The 17,533-nt window shown below is 70.7% G+C and carries 18 protein-coding genes; 11 read left to right on the forward strand and 7 right to left on the reverse strand.

Annotation, left to right across the window (positions count from 1 at the left end; all coding sequences use genetic code 11):
- Nucleotides 1-51: 51 nt before the first annotated feature.
- The gene (locus tag ACFPA8_RS10465) at nt 52-1,065 is read left to right on the forward strand and encodes a 1-phosphofructokinase family hexose kinase (RefSeq protein ID WP_386445767.1); all 1,014 of its coding nucleotides are present in this window, start codon (nt 52-54) and stop codon (nt 1,063-1,065) included.
- A 172-nt stretch (nt 1,066-1,237) separates the two neighbouring features.
- Here ACFPA8_RS10465 and ACFPA8_RS10470 read toward each other — a convergent pair whose 3' ends face one another.
- Together ACFPA8_RS10470 and cdgB are read right to left on the reverse strand one after the other, a co-directional pair.
- Nucleotides 1,238-2,182 (reverse strand): carbohydrate-binding protein, encoded by a 945-nt coding sequence (locus ACFPA8_RS10470; protein WP_386445770.1) that lies wholly within the window; start codon nt 2,180-2,182, stop codon nt 1,238-1,240.
- A 167-nt stretch (nt 2,183-2,349) separates the two neighbouring features.
- Nucleotides 2,350-3,990, reverse strand: a complete 1,641-nt coding sequence (cdgB, locus tag ACFPA8_RS10475; protein ID WP_386445773.1) for a diguanylate cyclase CdgB — start codon at nt 3,988-3,990, stop codon at nt 2,350-2,352.
- A 577-nt stretch (nt 3,991-4,567) separates the two neighbouring features.
- Here cdgB and ACFPA8_RS10480 point away from each other — a divergent pair.
- Nucleotides 4,568-5,101 (forward strand): flavin reductase family protein, encoded by a 534-nt coding sequence (locus ACFPA8_RS10480; protein WP_386445776.1) that lies wholly within the window; start codon nt 4,568-4,570, stop codon nt 5,099-5,101.
- Nucleotides 5,102-5,157: 56 nt separating this feature from the next.
- On the opposite strand, the gene arfB is transcribed toward ACFPA8_RS10480, so the two are convergent.
- Nucleotides 5,158-5,595, reverse strand: a complete 438-nt coding sequence (arfB, locus tag ACFPA8_RS10485; protein ID WP_386445779.1) for an alternative ribosome rescue aminoacyl-tRNA hydrolase ArfB — start codon at nt 5,593-5,595, stop codon at nt 5,158-5,160.
- Between the two features lie 224 nt (nt 5,596-5,819).
- Between arfB and ACFPA8_RS10490 the strand changes: the two genes are divergently transcribed.
- Nucleotides 5,820-6,395, forward strand: a complete 576-nt coding sequence (locus tag ACFPA8_RS10490; protein ID WP_386445782.1) for a TerD family protein — start codon at nt 5,820-5,822, stop codon at nt 6,393-6,395.
- Between the two features lie 167 nt (nt 6,396-6,562).
- Nucleotides 6,563-7,069: a hypothetical protein gene (locus ACFPA8_RS10495; RefSeq protein ID WP_386445785.1), complete on the forward strand. Its 507-nt coding sequence runs from the start codon at nt 6,563-6,565 to the stop codon at nt 7,067-7,069.
- Between the two features lie 72 nt (nt 7,070-7,141).
- Here the strand turns inward: ACFPA8_RS10495 and ACFPA8_RS10500 are convergent, their stop codons facing one another.
- From ACFPA8_RS10500 to ACFPA8_RS10510, 3 genes are all read right to left on the reverse strand, one after another.
- Nucleotides 7,142-7,819, reverse strand: a complete 678-nt coding sequence (locus ACFPA8_RS10500) for a pentapeptide repeat-containing protein (RefSeq protein ID WP_386445788.1) — start codon at nt 7,817-7,819, stop codon at nt 7,142-7,144.
- A gap of 124 nt (nt 7,820-7,943) precedes the next feature.
- Nucleotides 7,944-8,306, reverse strand: a complete 363-nt coding sequence (locus tag ACFPA8_RS10505) for a cupin domain-containing protein (protein ID WP_386445791.1) — start codon at nt 8,304-8,306, stop codon at nt 7,944-7,946.
- A 230-nt stretch (nt 8,307-8,536) separates the two neighbouring features.
- Nucleotides 8,537-9,388, reverse strand: coding sequence for a lysozyme (locus ACFPA8_RS10510; protein ID WP_386445794.1), 852 nt, complete (start codon nt 9,386-9,388; stop codon nt 8,537-8,539).
- A gap of 445 nt (nt 9,389-9,833) precedes the next feature.
- Here ACFPA8_RS10510 and ACFPA8_RS10515 point away from each other — a divergent pair, with 445 nt between their 5' ends.
- The 5 genes from ACFPA8_RS10515 to ACFPA8_RS10535 all read left to right on the forward strand — a co-directional run bounded on the left by ACFPA8_RS10515 (nt 9,834) and on the right by ACFPA8_RS10535 (nt 12,891).
- The gene (locus ACFPA8_RS10515) at nt 9,834-10,109 is read left to right on the forward strand and encodes a hypothetical protein (RefSeq protein WP_386445797.1); all 276 of its coding nucleotides are present in this window, start codon (nt 9,834-9,836) and stop codon (nt 10,107-10,109) included.
- Nucleotides 10,110-10,150: 41 nt separating this feature from the next.
- A complete protein-coding gene (locus ACFPA8_RS10520) occupies nt 10,151-10,897 on the forward strand; it encodes an SOS response-associated peptidase (RefSeq protein WP_386445800.1) in 747 nt (248 codons plus the stop codon).
- A gap of 163 nt (nt 10,898-11,060) precedes the next feature.
- Nucleotides 11,061-11,960: a bifunctional helix-turn-helix transcriptional regulator/GNAT family N-acetyltransferase gene (locus ACFPA8_RS10525; RefSeq protein WP_386445803.1), complete on the forward strand. Its 900-nt coding sequence runs from the start codon at nt 11,061-11,063 to the stop codon at nt 11,958-11,960.
- Between the two features lie 298 nt (nt 11,961-12,258).
- Nucleotides 12,259-12,621 (forward strand): hypothetical protein, encoded by a 363-nt coding sequence (locus ACFPA8_RS10530; protein WP_386445806.1) that lies wholly within the window; start codon nt 12,259-12,261, stop codon nt 12,619-12,621.
- Nucleotides 12,622-12,651: 30 nt separating this feature from the next.
- Entirely contained in the window at nt 12,652-12,891 is a 240-nt protein-coding gene (locus ACFPA8_RS10535; protein ID WP_386445807.1) for a hypothetical protein, read from the forward strand.
- A 213-nt stretch (nt 12,892-13,104) separates the two neighbouring features.
- Here the strand turns inward: ACFPA8_RS10535 and ACFPA8_RS10540 are convergent, their stop codons facing one another.
- On the reverse strand, nt 13,105-14,010 hold the full coding sequence (locus ACFPA8_RS10540) for a S1 family peptidase (protein ID WP_386445810.1): 906 nt from the start codon (nt 14,008-14,010) through the stop codon (nt 13,105-13,107).
- Between the two features lie 474 nt (nt 14,011-14,484).
- Between ACFPA8_RS10540 and ACFPA8_RS10545 the strand changes: the two genes are divergently transcribed.
- Both ACFPA8_RS10545 and ACFPA8_RS10550 read left to right on the forward strand, forming a co-directional pair.
- On the forward strand, nt 14,485-16,002 hold the full coding sequence (locus ACFPA8_RS10545) for an FG-GAP-like repeat-containing protein (protein WP_386445813.1): 1,518 nt from the start codon (nt 14,485-14,487) through the stop codon (nt 16,000-16,002).
- A gap of 281 nt (nt 16,003-16,283) precedes the next feature.
- A complete protein-coding gene (locus ACFPA8_RS10550; RefSeq protein WP_386445815.1) occupies nt 16,284-17,408 on the forward strand; it encodes a hypothetical protein in 1,125 nt (374 codons plus the stop codon).
- Nucleotides 17,409-17,533 lie beyond the last annotated feature (125 nt).

The following is a 17,533-nucleotide window of genomic DNA, read 5'->3' on the forward strand; positions in this document are numbered from 1 at the left end:
CCGCGACGTCCGCACCCCGCCCTCGCCCAGTCCTCCCCTGGAGTGTCTCCGGTGATCCTGACGGTCACGCTCAACACCGCCCTCGACCTGACCTACCGGGTGCCTCGCCTCGACGTGCACGGTTCGCACCAGGTGCGCGAGGTGACCGAACGTCCCGGCGGAAAAGGGCTCAACGTGGCGCGCGTCCTCGCCGCTCTCGGGCACGCCACGGTCGTCACCGGCTTCGCCGGGGGCCGTACGGGCGAGGGGTTGCGGGAACTCCTCGCCGGGGAAGCGGGCGTCACCGACGCGCTCGTACCCATCGAGGGCACCACCCGGCGCACCATCGGCGTCGTGGACGAATCCAGCGGCGACGCCACGCAGCTCAACGAACCCGGACCGCACATCGCCGCCCACGAGTGGGCCGCGTTCCTCGAGAGGTACGGGGAGCTGCTGCGCGGCAACACCCCTGAGGGACAGGGCAGTTCAGGACCGGGGGACGGCAGGGGCGGCGAGGGTTCTGCCGGGGACGGCGCCGGCGTCGAGGCCGTCGCACTGTGCGGCAGCCTTCCGCCCGGGGTGCCGGTCGGCGCGTACGCACAGCTGATCCGCGAAGCACACGCGGCAGACGTACCCGTCGTGCTGGACACCAGCGGCGAACCACTGCGCCGGGGCCTCGCCGCCCGTCCCGACCTCGTCAAACCCAACGCCGGCGAGCTCGCCGGCATCACCGGCACCACCGAGCCGCTGCGCGCGGCGCGGGCGGCGCAGCGGCGCGGGGCGCACTCCGTCGCCGCCTCGCTCGGGTCCGAGGGCATGCTGCTGGTCACTCCGGACGGCACGTGGCAGGCGAGCCCGCCCCGCTCCCTGACGGGCAATCCGACGGGGGCGGGCGACTCTGCCGTGGCGGGACTGATCTCCGGTCTGGTCGAAAAGCTCCCCTGGCCGGAGCGGCTGGCGCGGGCTGTCGCCCTGTCAGCCGCGACCGTACGGGCGCCGACGGCGGGCGAGTTCGACGAGGAGGTCCACCGGGACCTGCTGGCGCACCTTCAGGTCGAGAAGCGCGAAGAGCCGGCTCCGGACTGACCGGTGCCGGACCGACGGCACCGGCACCGGCACCAGTAGACAGCGGCCACGGAACCCGGGGCCCGAACCGGCCGGAACCCGGCAAGCCCCGCTGAGCGGGGGGGGCGTTCCCGCCCCACGAAGACGCCGGCCTCCGCCCGTCGGGCGTAGACCGGCGTGGAGTCCGTGCGCGCTACCGCTCGACCTTGCCGGCCTTCAGCCACAGCTGGTCGAGGTTGAAGTTGCACTTGTTCCCCTGCTCGCAGGAGATCTTGAAGCTGTTCTGACCTTCCTTCAGGTCGACCCACGCGAAGGTGACGGTCCAGCCCTTGTCCCACTCGCCCTTCTTCGCATCGCCGAAGTTGGCCATGTTGAGGGGCTGCTGACGGGGCTGGCCGTTCACCGTCAGCGTCGAGTCGGCGTCCTCGCCCGGTACCCCGTACCGCACGAAGAGGGTGTAGGCCCCCGACTTCGGCACGTCGTTCACCGTCCAGGTCGCCGAGGCACCGGGGTTGTTCATGGCGGCGACGTAATTGCCGTTCTTGCTCTGCGCGTTGGGGATGTCGCCGGCGGCGGCGGCGCCGCCACCGAGGGCGAGGCTCGCCGCGTCCTGCTTCTTGCCCACCAGCTGGCCCTTGCGGAGCTTCTTGGAGTCCGCCTTGTCCTTCCCGCCGCCCTGGGCGTCACCGCCGACGGAGGCGGGGCCACCGGTGTCGGCCTTGTCGGACCCACCGCTGTTGAAGTAGATCGCCGCCCCGATGCCCACGACGACTGCGGCGACGACCGCTATCGCACCGACCAGCAGGCCGTTGCGGCTGCCGCCTCGGGCCCCCCTGCCGCCCCGGTGACCGTAGCCGTCGTCGCCCTGAGCGGGGTGCTGCTGCGTCACAGCCCGGCCGCCGGTCATCGTCTCGGGTGCCGCGTAGTGCGCGTTGGGCTGCTGGCCGTAGCCGGCGGTCTGCTGAGTCCGCGGACCGCCGTACTGGCGCTCGCCGACCGTGCGGACCTGGTTGTACGAGCGCCGAGGGGTCGCGGGCTGCTGCACCGTCGAGCCGTCACCGCCCTGCTGGCGGTACAGGTAGCCGAACGGGTCGTCGGCCTCCGGCGTCTGGCCGGCACCATCGTTCTCGGCGGTCATCCCCTGTCACTCCCTACTGCGTCACGTATCCGGCCGAGCCTACCTCTCCGGAGTGAGGTGCATGCCAACAGCGGAGCGTCAACAGGTGGCCGGCCGTGAAACTTCCGGCCACTCCCCCCGGCGTCCGTGCGCGGCCGCCGCGTGCGTTCCGTCACTCCCCGGCCGGGCTAGCCGGCCCGGCGCTGCCCCTTGGAGCGGGAACGCTTCTCCACGTACATCCGCTGGTCCGCCGACTGCAGCACTTCCTCCGCGGTCATCCCGCACCCGGCCCAGCCGATGCCGAAGCTGGCGCCCACGCGGACGGCGCGGCCGTCCACGCGAATCGGCGGAATGATGGCGTTGCGCAACCGCACCGCGAGGTCCTGCGCCTCGGCAGGACCGACGCCGTCGGTGAGCACCACGAACTCGTCGCCGCCCATCCGCGCGACGGTGTCGTTGTCCCGCACCCCGGCCGACAGCCTCCGGGCGACCTCGACGAGTACGGCGTCGCCGCAGTTGTGCCCGAACCTGTCGTTGATCGACTTGAAGCCGTCCAGGTCGCAGAAGAGGACGGCGAGACCTTTCTCACCCGGCGCCTTCCCCGTCGGCGGCACCGCATGGGTGTGGTGCGGGTCGTACATGCCGGTGGACGCCAGCACGCCCGAGCCCGCGTCGTCGTAACCGAGTCCCGGGCCGAACGCGGCCGGACCGCCGTCGAGGCCCGTGTGCGCGACGCCGGAAATGGCCGGGCCGGCGCGTGCGCAGAGCCGTCCGTTCAGGCGGGCGCGGAGTTCGGCGCTGTTGGGCAGGCCGGTCAGGGAGTCGTGGCTGGCGCGGTGCGCGAGCTGGAGTTCGTGCCGCTTGCGGTCCTCGATGTCCTCGACGTGGGTCAGCAGGAAGCGCGGCCCGTCGGCGGTGTCGGCCACCACGGAGTTGCGCAGCGAGACCCACACGTACGACCCGTCCCGCCTGGCGAGACGCAGTTCGGCCCGGCCCCCCTCCGCGGACGTGCGCAGCAGCGTGCCGATGTCCTCGGGGTGGACGATGTCGGAGAAGGAGTAGCGCCGCATCGCGGAGGCCGGACGGCCCAGCAGCCTGCACAGGGCGTCGTTGATGCGTATCAGGCGGCCGTGCTGGTCGCCGCCCATCTCCGCGACGGCCATTCCGCTCGGTGCGTACTCGAACGCCTGCCGGAAGCTCTCCTCGCTCGCGCGGAGCGCCGACTGCTCCCGTTCGAGACGGACGAGCGCGCGCTGCATGTTGGAGCGGAGGCGGGCGTTGCTGAGGGCGATCGCAGCCTGGGAGGAGTACAGCTGGAGGGCTTCGCGGCCCCAGGCGCCGGGACGGCGGCCGTTGCGGGGCCGGTCCACCGACAGGACGCCCAGCAGTTCGCTGTCGGAGGCGTAGAGGGGCGCGAAGAGCCGGTCCATGGGGTGCCAGTCGTCCGGGCTCTGCGGCGCGGGACCGGCGGGGTGCCACTGGGGGACGTCGTCCTCGTCGAGGACCCAGCCCTCGGTGTAGGGGATGAAGCGGAGGTTGCCCCACTGCTCCCCCATGGACAGCCGGCGCTCCCAGGACGCTCGGGAGCCGACGCGGCCCGCCATCATCGCCTCGGCGCCCTGGCTCCCGGCGACTGCGGCGACGACGAGGTCGCCCTCGGGGCGTACGAGGTTCACCGCGGCTATCTCGAAGCCGAGACCTTCGACCACGCCGTCGGCGACGGTCTGAAGGGTGTCGGCGAGACTGCGTGCGGTGCTCAGCCGGGCCACGACGTGGTGCAGCTGGCGCAGGCTGGCAAGGCGGACATAGGGCTCCGACTCGGTTTCCATCGCCCTCCCCCTGAGCCTCGTCCGTCAACTCCAGGTGTTCGCGGGACGTCGTCGTCCGACTGCCACAGCCACTGAATCACAGTGAGCTGTACACCAGGTACACAGGGTCAACAATTATTGCCCGCTGTGACTCAAGTCACAACTCTATGCAGCCTGTTGACTCCTCTCCGTGTGAGCCTGTCACACGCGGGGCCACCGGTCGAAGCCCTCCGGGAGCACCCGGCGGCGGCACCTGTTGCTCGAACGGTACGGCGTTACCGGAGCGTAGAGCGCCGAATGCCCCCCTTTCCCGCCGCCAACTCCCCCTGCCGACAGGGCATTCCGGCCCCGTTTCCTGGAAGGCGCACAGCATCCCCGACCTCTTCCCTGGTCACAGGCCCGCCACCGGACGGTCATCGAGTGCGCCCACGAAGCACACGCTTGGGACACATCTTTGTCACGGACACGCTCACCGGCCGGATGGGTCGGTGGTCCTGGTCCCAGGGCCCGATGCATAGGCCACCGGACAGCGGTTACCGTCCTTGACGTGTCATATGCAGTGCAGGATCAGCCGAGCCCTGGCCCGCCGGAAGGCCGGATGCCCCATGCTGACGGGGTGAGCGAGGACGAGTTCCGGGCTGCCATGGCCCGGCTGGCAGCAGGTGTGGTGCTGGTGACGGCCCACGATGCCGACGACGGCCCGGAAGGCGCCGATGTCGGCATGACCGCCACCGCTTTCCTCTCCGTCTCGCTCGACCCGCCGCTGGTCATGGTCAGCGTCCGCGACGGCTCACGGATGGACGAGCTCCTGGAGCGCCAGCCGTACTGGGCCGCCTCCCTGCTCACGGAGGACCAGCGCCAGACGGCCGGACGCTTCGCCATGAAGGGACGGCTGAGCGACCGGCTCCTCTTCCGGGACCTCCCGCACACCCGTGGCGAGGCCTCCGACGCGCCGCTGGTGGACGGGGCGCTCGCCACCGTCGAATGCCATACGGAGCAGCGTGTGCGGGCGGGCGACCACACCCTCGTCATCGGGCGGGTGCTGGCGGCGGGACTGCCGCAGGTGCCCGACAGCGGGCCGCTCACCTACTACCGCGGGCGATACCACACGCTGTCCAGGAAGGGCTCCTGAGGCGACCGGCAGGCAGACAGCCGGCCGCCGGCCGCGTCCGGCCGGCCGACCGGTCCTCAGGACCAGTCGCGTCCTGAGCGTCCCCGCTTCAGATCACTGCGGTGCTGCTTCTTGCGCAGCCGCCGCTCGTTCACCCCGCGCGGCACCTTCTTCTTGCGGCGGGGACGCGGCGGAGGGGCGGTGGCCTCCGCGAGCAGCGCGGCCATACGGGTGGCCGCGGCCTCCCGGTTCCGCCACTGGGAGCGGTGCTCACTCGCCCGTACGGTCACGACGCCGCCGTTCACGAGGCGGCCCCCGGCGGCGAGCCGCTCCAGGGCACGTTCCTTCCAGAGCTCGGGCAGCGCCGACGTCGCTGCCAGGTCGAAGCGGAGCTCGACCTGGGTGTCACTGGTGTTGACGTGCTGCCCGCCCGGGCCCGAGGAGCGCATGAAACGCCACACCAGTTCGGCCTCCGGCAGGGAGACCGAGCCTCGGATGACGTAGGGCGCGGACATGAGTCCATGGTCTCGTGCTTCCCACCGGCCCGTCACCGCCTTTTCCCGCACCGGCTCCCGGGGCGGGCCGGGAGCCGGTGCGGGCCTCCGTGCGGAGCGGACTCAAGGAACGTGCGGATTGCTGGAACCCGTCCCCGCTCCGGCTGCGTTGTGCAGGGTGACAGCAGACACGTTTTGTGATCGCGGCGAGTCTCAGCGACTCACGACAACAGAAGGGCATCCCCATGGCTGTAAGCCTGTCCAAAGGCGGCAACGTCTCCCTCACCAAGGAGGCTCCGGGGCTGACGGCCGTCACGGTCGGCCTCGGCTGGGACGTCCGCACCACCACGGGCACGGACTTCGACCTGGACGCGAGCGCCATCGCGGTCAACCCGACCGGGAAGGTCTACTCCGACCAGCACTTCGTCTTCTTCAACAACAAGACGACCCCCGACCAGAGCATCGTGCACACCGGCGACAACGTCACCGGTGAGGGCGAGGGCGACGACGAGCAGATCAACGTCAACCTGGCCGGGCTGCCGGGCGACGTCGAGAAGATCGTCTTCCCGGTCTCCATCTACGACGCCGAGTCCCGGAGCCAGAACTTCGGCCAGGTGCGCAACGCCTTCATCCGCATCGTCAACCAGGCGGACCAGAAGGAGATCGCACGCTACGACCTGAGCGAGGACGCGGCGACCGAGACCGCCATGGTCTTCGGCGAGCTGTACCGCAACGGTGCGGAGTGGAAGTTCCGTGCCGTCGGGCAGGGCTATGCCTCCGGACTCGTCGGCATCGCCCAGGACTTCGGGGTCAACGTCTGACGCCGGACCGTACGCCGCCAAGGGCGGTGCTCGTCCCTCACCCGGGACGGCGCACCGCCCTTGCGGTATCCGCGGCGGCCGCGCCGGCCACCAGGCCGGCTGCCGGCTCTCGGCTCTCGGCTGCCCGCAGAAGCCGTGGCGCGAGCCGGCCGTGACACGATCGGGCGGTGCTCGACATCGGCTACTCGCTCTCCTCCCGCTTCCCCGACCCGCCGCAGACCGACTACCGCTCGGCGGGCGTCCACACTCTGCGGCACGACCTCTTCTGCGGCGACGCCTACCTCGCGGACACGGAGACGGACCACGAACTGGCCACGTCCTGGGGCTGGTTGCCCGTGCTCGACTTCGCCTGGGCGCTGTGCGACATCGTCGGACAGCTCGACGCCGACCCGCGCGGCAGCCGCGCACCCGGGCCTCAGCGGGCCGAGCTGGACTTCACCGAGAGCACCGAACGCCTGCGCTTCGAGCGACGCTTCGGCTGGGTGGACGTGACCGCCGACTGGGTCACGCGGAAGGCCGGGAGGAGCGCTCCCCTCACCTGCGCGTACGGCGAACTGCGGCGCGAGGCACGGGACTTCCTGCACGACCTGCTCGCCGACCTGACGGACATGCACGAAGGGCTCGCGGACAACCCCACCGTGTGGAGTCTGCAGGCGCGCTTCCCGCGCGTCTGAGGGCCCTGCGAGCCGCGCGCCCGCCCCTCGCGGCCCTGCCGGGGACGGCGCCACCGCCTCTCACTGCCCGACTCACTGCCCGACGCGCAGACCCATCTCGGCCGCCAACGCCGGTGCCAGCTCCATCAGTTGGCCCATGTTCACCACGGCACCGGTCAACTCCCCCACTCCCGCGGCGATGTTCAGCTCGGCCGCCTCACGCAGATCGACGTCCGCCATCGTCGCCTTGGTGAAGTCCACGCCGCGCAGCACACAACCCGGGAACCCCACCCGTTCGAGCTTCGCGCCGCCGAAGTCCGGCTCCACCAGCACGCAGTTCTCGAACGTGACGTCAGTCAGCGTGGACTGCCGCAGGTTGAGAAAGTCGATCTTCCCTCCGCGCACCAGCACGCGGGACAGGTGCGTGCCGTGCATCTGCACGCCGCCCAGCCGCGCGTCCACGATCTCCACATCGCGCAGTTCGGCGCCGGCCAGGTCCGTACCGACGCCCGTGACGCCCTCCAGCACGCTGTCGAGCAGCCGTACCCTCTCCCACCGGGCCTCGTCGAGGGAGCATCGGCGGATCGCGCAGTCGAGGAAGGTCGCCCCCGCGCCGTCCGTGCCCGACAGGTCGGCGTCCTCGAAATCCACCCCGTCGTGATCGTGCTCCAGCGCCGTGCCGGGTTCGTACGGACGCAGCTCCGGCAGAGAGATCTCCGGGCGCCGTGGGCTGCTCACCGCCCCGCCGGTCTTCTTCGTCGTCCTCGCCATCCCCACATCGTGCACCGTGTCACTGACAACGGGACGCCGGCAGTACCGCCGGAAGCGGGACGGAACGTCCGGCACCCGTCCCGCGCGGGCGTGCGGGACGGGAGTACGGACGAACCTCCTGCGCTCAGCTCGCCGGCTTGCCGTATTCGCTCGCCATGCCCCCGGCGAAGTCGTACACGATCACGGGTTCGTCTCCCACGACCCAGGCGTCGTGCCCGGGCGAGCAGACGAAGACGTCACCGGGTCCCACCTCGGACTCCGTGCCGTCGTCCATCCTGATGCGCAGACGCCCCTGCATCACGAAGCCGTTGTGGTGCACCTGGCAGGTGCCCGTACCGGCGATGGGGCCCACCGACTCGGTCCAGCGCCAGCCGGGTTCGAATGTGGCTACAGCGAAATCCAGGCCCGTCAGATGCAGGGTCTCGATGTGTCCCCGAGGAAAGTCACGCCGTTCGTCGGCCTTGTCGACCGTCTTGACTTCCATCATGAGGCTCTCCTCCAATCGCCCCCGTGCTTCTTCCATGGTGCTGCGGGAGGCGCCCGGACGACGAACGTTCGCGGCAGAAAATCCCCACCCCGCGTGACAGGGGCCCTGGACGTCCGGCACAGCGCGAGGCCGGTGGCACCCGGAGATTCCCGGGAGCCACCGGCCGGTTCGCGCACGGTGCGTGTGCCTGCCGTGGACCGGGCGCGCACGGGCCGTGGCGGCGGGGACGCTCAACCAGTGGCGAGCACCTTGAGGCGGCTCAGCGCGCCGTTGAACCGGTTGCGGTCACCGACCGTGTTCCCCGTCGAGGTGTACTGCCAGAAGGTCTGGAAGGGCCAGCCACCGGGCAGCGAGCCGACCGACGAACCCCAGCTGGGGATCCACAGCGGGCTGGTGGCGCTGAACTTCGTCGAGTTGCCGGTGCACTTCTTCCACCAGGTGGTGGAGGTGTAGATGACCATGTGCCGGCTCGTCCGCGCGCGGTACGTCTTCGCGAAGTCGGAGATCCAGTCGACCATGGCCTTCGCCGACTTGCCGTAGCAGGCGGAGCCGTACGGGTTGTACTCGAGGTCGAGAGCACCGGGGAGGGTCTTTCCGTCCCGCGACCAGCCCCCGCCGTGCGAGACGAAGTAGTTCGCCTGCGCGGCGCCGCTGGAGTTGGAGGGCAGGGCGAAGTGGTACGAGCCGCGGATCATGCCGCTCTTGTACGAACCGTTGTACTGCTGGGCGAACTTGGGGTTGGTGTAGCTCGTGCCCTCGGTGGCCTTCACGTAGGCGAACCGCACACCCTGCTTGTACAACGTGGACCAGGGGACGCCGCCGTTGTGGCTGGAGACGTCCACCCCTTCGACGGACGCCGCGAGCGTCCGGGACGAGGAGCTGTCCCTCGTGTCGCCTTCGTGGGCACGGATGGTGGAACCCATCCAGTCCTTCTCCGGGTGGGCCAGTCGCTCCCCTTCACCCTGCGCCTGGGCCGTTCCGGACAGCGTCAGCAGCAGAGCGATGGCGGTGAGGAGTACGGCGGGGGTCCCCACCGTGCCGGAGAGGGCACGGCGCGACGGGCCGGACCTTGGCAGGGGCATGCGGGCCTCCGTAGATGTCGATGAGTCGCGCTGCAGCAGATCGAATGTAACGGCAGATAAACGTATAAATGGGACGCCTCGCCGTGTGCGGACCGACCCGGCTCCACGCGCCGACTGCCCGACTGCCCGACTGCCCGGCTGGCCGGCTGGCTGGCCGGCTGCGCCGCTCACCGCCGGCCGGGAGGCGCATCGGCACGCGCCGGGACCGCGGCACACGCTGACGCGTCACCGTGGGCGCGCAGCGACCGCGCATGTCCGGGCCGTCTCAACTGCCCGCTGCACGAGCCGTGTTCGGGGCGGCTGCGGCCCTCCACGGGACCGCCGGACAGACGGGCGACCCCGGGACCGAAGCGGTCGGCGCCCGGGCCGCATCCCATTCACTACTTCGGGTGATCCGGAAGCTCCGCACGGCTACCATCCTCAGCACACTTCCAGGAGGGGGACCATGCGCGCCCGTGCCGTCGCACTGCTCATCGCCGCTGCCGCACTCACCGGCTGTGCCGAGTCACAGGACAAGATCGCCGAGGATTGCGCGGCGAAGGTCGCTCAGATGAAGAGCCCTCCGAAGCACGCGATGAGCGATCCGCGGCCCGCGGAGTGCGAAGGTCTCAACGACGAGGACTACGTCGTGATCGTCACGCACCGGGCGTACAACGACAAGGACATCTTCGACGAGGAGGGCGTCGTCGACCCGGAGAAGATCGACAAGGTCGACGAGTAGCCGGACACCCGCCCCCCGCCCCGGCGTGGCAATGTGTACACATGTGCGGCAGATACGCCTCCACCCGCAGACCGGAAGACCTCGTCGGGCTCTTCGACATCGACCGATGGGAGCCCGAGCAGACGCTGGCGCCCAATTACAACGTCGCTCCGACCGACGACGTATGGGCCGTCGTGGAGGCGGCCGACCGTGAGACAGGGGCGGTGGAGCGGCAACTGAGGCCGCTGCGCTGGGGGTTGGTGCCCTTCTGGGCCAAGAGCCCGAACGTCGGCGCGAAGATGATCAATGCCCGCGTGGAGACCGTCCACGAGAAGCCGGCCTACCGGCAGGCGTTCGCCAAGCGCCGCTGCCTGCTGCCGGCCGACGGCTTCTACGAGTGGCAGACGGCCCGGGCGGCCGGAAGCGGCAAGAGCTACAAGCAGCCGTACTTCATCACCCCGGAGGACGGCGAGGTGATGGCCCTGGCGGGCCTGTACGAGTTCTGGCGGGACCCCGGGCGCGACAAGGACGATCCGCTGGCGTGGTGGGCGACCTGCACCATCATCACCACCGAAGCCACCGACGCGGCCGGCCGGGTCCACCCCCGCATGCCGCTCGCCATCACCCCTGACGACCAGGCGGCATGGCTCGACCCCGCACACCAGGACCCGGACGAGCTCCGCTCGCTCCTCACCTCCCCCGCCGGGGGCCACCTGGCGGCCCGCCCGGTCTCCACCGCCGTGAACAACGTCCGCAACAACGGACCCCATCTGCTCGAACCGGCCCCGGAGCAGGGCGACTTGGAGTAGTTCAACTCGGAGTAGCGCGACTCGGAGCAGGGCGACTCGGAGCAGCGCCCCGAACGTTCCCCGAGACCGTCCGCGGAGTGACCGGGAAAGGCCCATCCGTCCATCCGCCTGCCGCCGCACACCGCTCTGGCGCACCGCGCAGTTCTCTGACTAGAGTCAGAGAATGAACCCGGCGCAGATCGAACAAGTACGGCGGTTCAACCGCACCGTCACCGAACGCGTGGGCGCGCTGCACGACCGCTACCTGGGCCGGGAGCGGCCCATCGGCGCGGCGCGCCTGCTGTGGGAGACCGGGGACCAGGGGCGTGACGTGCGGCAGCTGCGCGAACGGCTCGGCCTCGACTCCGGGTACGTCAGCCGGCTGCTGCGCTCGCTGGAGAGCGACGGCCTCGTGACCGTCGAGCGGCACCAGCGGGACAAGCGGGTGCGCACCGTCCGTCTCACCGAGGCCGGCCGCGCCGAACGCGCAGCGCTCGACGGCCGCAGCGACGAACTGGCGGGCTCGCTGCTGGATCCGCTGAACCCCCGCCAGCGCGCCCGGCTGGTCGACGCGATGGCGGAGGTGGAGCGGCTGCTGACCGCCGCGACCGTCACCATGGAGGCCGTCGACCCGGACCACCCCGATGCCGAGCACTGCCTGCGGTCCTACTTCACTGAGCTTCAGGAGCGCTTCGACAGCGGCTTCGACCCCGCGTTGAGCCTGCTTCCCGACGCGGGTGAACTCCGGCCGCCGCGCGGCCTGTTCGTCGTCGCCCGGCTGCACGGCGAACCCGTGGGCTGCGCCGGGCTGAAGCTGCCGTCCGGTGCCCCGGCCGAGATCAAGCGCATGTGGGTCGCGCCCGGGGCACGGCGGCTGGGCCTCGGCCGCCGGTTCCTGGCCGAACTGGAGACGCGAGCCGCCGGGCACGGGGCCCGCGTACTGCGTCTGGACACCAACAAGACCCTCGACGCCGCGATCGCCCTGTACCACTCCGCCGGGTTCCAGGAGGTTTCCGCCTTCAACGACGAGCCGTACGCCCACCACTGGTTCGAGAAGCAGATCGCGCCGCCTGCGCAGAGCTGAGAACGCCCTCACCGGAGCACCGGCCCGGCGGGACGCGCGGCACACCGAGCACACCGCAGCCCGCCGAGGCGATCAGGCTGCCGGTGCCTCCCGCCGTCTCCCGCACGACACTCCGACGCGCGCTCGAAGCCGGAGAGCAGGACCCCGCTCGCCTCCGGGGATGCGTCACCGCGAAACGCGTCGCCGCACCTTCCCTCCCCGGAACGGTGCCCCTGGCGCGACTAGGGCACTGTCCCCAGTCGTCTTGTTCGCCCCCTGTGCCCGTCCCGGCAGCGGCCTAGCCTGAGGAGGCAGGCGTATGAGCCGACGGGGGATGGTCATGGGCGTGACGACCGAAGCGGGCTGGGCGCTCCTGGAAGTCAGGGCACAGCACTGGGCTGACGGGAAGAGCTCGAGCACGCTGCGATGGCGCGGATTCCCCACGATCTACCCGGACTTCGGGGAGGCCGTCTCGTGGGCGCACAGCGGATCGGCGGTCTTCGGAACACCTTCCGAGCGGCGCGTCGCGCATCCGGCCGTCGAGAACGCCGTAGTCGTCATCGAGCCACCGTCCCTGTGGATGGTCTTCCCGATTCCGGCCGGAGTGGACCGCAGGTCGTTCTCCGAGCGCATCTACCGTGCCGCACCCGACGATTGGATGCTGCGCGTCCTGCTGCCGTGACCGGAGCGACACCAGTCGAAAGGAAGAACCATGGACGAGAACGACCCGCGCTGCTCCCTCTGCGGACGCCGGTACGACGCCACCTTCATGACGGGGCTGCCCTGCCGCGTCTTCAGCCCCGACGACGTCGTGACCGACGGATGCCCGCCCCAGCGGAAGATGATGGCCGAACTCGACGCGGAAAGGCGCCGGGGCAGTGCGCCGCCGAGCGGGGGCTGCCTCGTGGTCATGGTGGGGTTGCTGCTCTTCCTCATCACCATGATTCATTGAGCCGCCGGAGCCACCACGAGCCACCGACGACCACTGCCGACCTCTGCCGACCTCTGCCGACCGCGTGCGGCGCCGACGGAGCCCGGGTCATCACGCTCGTGACCCGGGCTCCTGCCGACGGTGGTGCTCCGTCAGCTCTTGTCAGTCCCGACAGTTCCGTCGGTTCCGACAGTTCCCTCGGTTCCGACAGTTCCCTCGGTTCCGACAGTTCCGTCAGTACACGCTGACGCCGTAGGCGTTCAGGGCTTCGACGACGGGCTGGAAGAACGTCGTACCGCCGGTGGAGCAGTTTCCGCTGCCGCCGGAGGTCAGGCCGATCGCCCTGCTCCCCGACCGCAGGGAGCCGCCGCTGTCTCCCGGCTCCGCGCAGACGTTCGTCTGGATCATGCCGTAGACGACGTCGCCGCCTCCGTAGTTCACCGTGGCGTTCAGGCCGGTGACGGTGCCGCTGTGCGTGCCGGTGGTGCTGCCGTGCCGGGTGACGGACATCCCGACAGTGGCATTGGCCGCGCTCGTGATGTCCGCGCCTCCCGCGGTGCCGGGGTGGCTGGCGGAGGAGGAGCTGTAGCGGACGAGGCCGTAGTCGTTGACGGGGAAGCTCGACCCTGCGGTCGGGCCGATCACCGAGGTACGGCCGGAGTTGGAGTACCAGGTGCCGGCGCCGTCGGTGCAGTGCCCGGCGGTGACGATGTAGTACGTGCTGCCGCTGCGGACGTTGAAGCCCGCGGAACAGCGCCAGCTGCTCGCGTAGATGGCGTCGCCGCCCTGCAGCAGTTTGCGGATCTTGCCAGGGGTGCGCTCGATCTTCAGGGCCGCGGCCCGGGGTCCCGCCGCCTTCTCGATCCTGGCTATCTCAGCCCGGGAGACGCTGCTGTCGGCCGTGACGACGAGGGTGTTGCTCTTCTTGTCCACGTGCCACGCGGTACCGGCGACATCGGCGCCGAGCACTGCGTCACTCACTGCGGACAGCTGGGAGGCGCTGAACTGTGGGGTGGTGGGGGCTTCGGCTGCGGCGGCGGGCGCGGTCAGCGCTGCCGCAGCGACCATCCCGGCTGCCACGGCGATCAGCCGGGTGCGTCCAGGGATGCCCTTGGTGGGGGTAGTGCGCCTGATCCTCACTTCTTCCTCCAGGTGGGGAATCGGGGGTCCGGTTGACGGGCCCGTGAGGCGCAGTCAACGGGCACGGCGGACCCTATGTCCGTCGTGCCCCTGACAAGCGCTGAAGGGAGTATTTGACGACACTGTTCGAAAGACAAGCACCTTGTTCGTTCTAGTTCATGTTTTGACCGTTGAGACATGTTCTGTAGTGCAGTGACACGACAAGCAAGTTCTGAATCGGCCATTGACCACGGAATGTTGAATTTCCGTATCAACCGCCGCATAGCGGTCCAGGATCGCGTACACCGTCACAGCGAGGGCCGAAGTGGTCGAGCGGCACGGCCCGTTGACGGTTCGCTCACGAAGGACGGGCTGCCGGAAGGAGCACGGCCACGGCACTTCCCCGCGCCGGAAAGCTGACAGCTGCAACCGATTTGGCGCCAGGTGTGTCTCTTGAGAGGCGAATGGTTTAGACAACTTGGAGAGGAACCCCGGATGACACCCTTAAGACGCCCCGACACCCGCAGCTCCCGCGGAGGACGGGCCGCCCGCACCGCGGTGCCGCTCGCAGCCGCGCTGCTGGCAGCCGGCGGCCTGACCGCCTGGGCGCTCCCGCAGGAAGCGCACGCGGCACCGGCCGGGGCGGCGGCCCCCGCGGACGACCTCGACGGCGACGGCTACGCCGACCTGGTCTCCGGCGCCCCGGGAGGCACGGTCTCCGGCAAGGCGCAGGCGGGCTACGTCGTGGTGACGTACGGCTCGGCGGACGGGATCGACCCGTCGCGCAAGAAGCTGGTGAGCCGTTCCACGAGCGGTGTGCCCGGATCGGCCGCCGCCGGGCAGCAGTTCGGCGAGACCTTCAGCACGGGCGACCTGGACGGCGACGGCTACGGCGACCTCGTCATCGGCTCCGCCGACGCGCCCTCCGGAAGCGTGATCCTCTGGGGCTCGGCGTCCGGCCCGACCGGCGGCACCGCGCTCGACGGGTACGGGCGGACGCCGCAGGCCGGCGACTTCGACGGCGACGGCAAGACCGACCTGGCGCTGTTCGGCGACGCCGACGTCGCAGGCGACGACCCCGTGACGCAGCCCGCCGCGCTGTTCAAGGGCCCCGTCTCCCGCGACGGCTCCCCCGCCGAACGGCTCGACTTCATGGACAAGTCCGAGTGGTGGGGCTACGGCGACGACGGCCCGGGCTGCGCGGAGGACGACTCCTGCGTCGACGGCCCCTCCTCGATCAGCGGCCCCGTCAGAGCCGGGGCCGTCGGCGACGTGGACGGCGACAAGCGCCAGGACATCGCGATCTGGCAGTACGAGGGCGACGGCGTGTGGGGCAACCACGTCCTGCTCGGCGGCGAGGCCGGCTTCACGACGACGGGCACCGTCGGCGACTTCGGGTCCGCCGGCGACGCGGGCGACAGCGACCTGGGTGACGTGGACGGCGACGGATTCGACGACGTCGTGCTCGGCGCCGACGTGAACCAGCAGGTCACCGTGGTCTTCGGCTCGGCCTCGGGTCCGTCCGGCGACCGGCAGCAGTCCTTCGACCAGGATCTGCCCGGCTTCCCCGGCGTCCAGGAGGACGGCGACCGGGTCGGCTCCTGCGTCTCGGTCGCCGACGTCACCGGCGACGGCCGCGCGGAGGTCGCCCTCGGCATCACCGGGGAGGACTTCGGCGGGCTCACCGACGCCGGTTCGGTCGCGCTCCTGCACGGCAGTTCCTCGGGCGTCACCGGCGCCGGGAGCCAGGTCGTCCACCAGGACACGGCGGGCGTGCCCGGAGTCGCCGAGTCCGGCGACGAGTTCGGCGCGGCCTGCGCCCTGAAGGACGTCGACGGCGACGGCCACCGCGACCTGAACGTCTCCTCGGTCGAGGAGAACGCCTCGGCAGGGGCCGACTGGTCGCTGCGGGGTACCGGCGAGGGGCTGACGACGGAGGGCGCGGTGGCGTTCGGCCCCGGCGACGTCGCGGGTCCTGTCACCAAGGCACGCTTCGGCAGCTTCCTGCGCTGAGGCACCCCGGCCGGGCGGGCGCCGACGCACCCGTCCGGCCGGACCCCCGAGCCAGGGAACGGGCCGGGGGTCCGGGCCGGGGGAACAGGCCGGGGACCAGGTTCGTACGGACCGGTGAGGCCCCCGGACGAGGAGGCCAGACGGTCCAACCGCGTATGCGGTGATGACGCGCTTCGTATACCTCTCTGAGTACCGACCCGTGGCGCTCAGTGGCGAAGGCCGCTCGGAGGCTGGGCGCCGCCAAGGTCATCCGTCCCTCCCCCACAGCCAAGGGAAGCCGCATGACTGACACGCTCAGACGCGCAACCGTCACCACCGTCACCGGCCTCGGCCTGTTCCTCACCCTCCTGCCCGGCGGGGCCGCGCATGCGCAGGCGCTGAAGGCGCCGACTCGCGTCCCGTGCAACGACATCACCGCCCTGAAGACGGCCATCGACAACGCGAACGCCGGCGGCGGGAGCATCGTCCTCGCCCCCCGCTGCGTCTACTCGCTCACGCAGGCCGACAACCCGGGCGACGGCCTGCCGGAGATCACCGGCAGGGTGCGGATCTCCGGAGACGGCACCATCATCGAACGCTCTGCCGCCGCGTCCTTCCGCATCTTCCACGTGAGGCAGAGCGGCAGCCTCGACCTGAAGTCGATCACCGTCCGCCACGGAGAAACCGGCGCCGGCGACAGCGACGGCGGGGGCATCCGCAACGACCGCGGCAGGGTCACCCTGACCGACGTGACGGTCAGGGACAACGCCGCCGGCACCGGCGGGGGAATCTGGAACCAGCTGGGAACGCTCACGCTGAAGAACACCACGGTCAGGGACAACAGGGGTGCTTTCGGCGGTGGAGTGGCCACCAACGGGACGATGACGATGCGGGGCGGGGCCCTCCGCGACAACACCGGCGCGTTCTGGGGCGGCGGCCTCGCGAACGCAGGCGAAACCAAGCTGGACCACGTGTCGCTCGACAGCAACGACTCCGGCGAGTACGGGGGCGGCATCGTCACCCTGGCCATCAACAACGAGACCGGACCGCTGCGCCTGAACCACACGAGGGTCAGGGGCAACATCGCCAGGACGGACGGCGGCGGCATCCTCACCGGCGCGGACGAGCCGACGACGCTGTACCGCAGCAGCGTCAGTCACAACACCTCGAACGGCGGTGCCACCACCGGAGGCGGCATCGCGAACTCCGGACGCATCCTCCGCCTCTTCATCGGTACGACAGGCAGCACCAAGCACCAGGAGAGCAGCGGCAACTCGACCAAGCAGACGCCGCACAGGGTGAACCTCATCCGGAGCACCGTGTTCAAGAACCACCCCACCAACTGTGCGCCGCCGGGCAGCGTTCCCCGCTGCGACGCCGTCGGCTCCGCGCCCGCCACGGCCGCACCGGAACCCAGCAGGAACTGAGGGTTCCGGAGCTCCGGCGGGCGACTCGACGGTCGAGCCGCCGCCTCCGCGCCGAGTGACCCACGACAACGGCCCCGGCCAGGGAGAATCCCGTCGGGGCCGCAGTCGTGGGTCACTCGCGCACG

The sequence above is a fragment of the Streptomyces ovatisporus genome (assembly GCF_042653885.1).
GTDB classification, from domain to species: domain Bacteria; phylum Actinomycetota; class Actinomycetes; order Streptomycetales; family Streptomycetaceae; genus Streptomyces; species Streptomyces ovatisporus.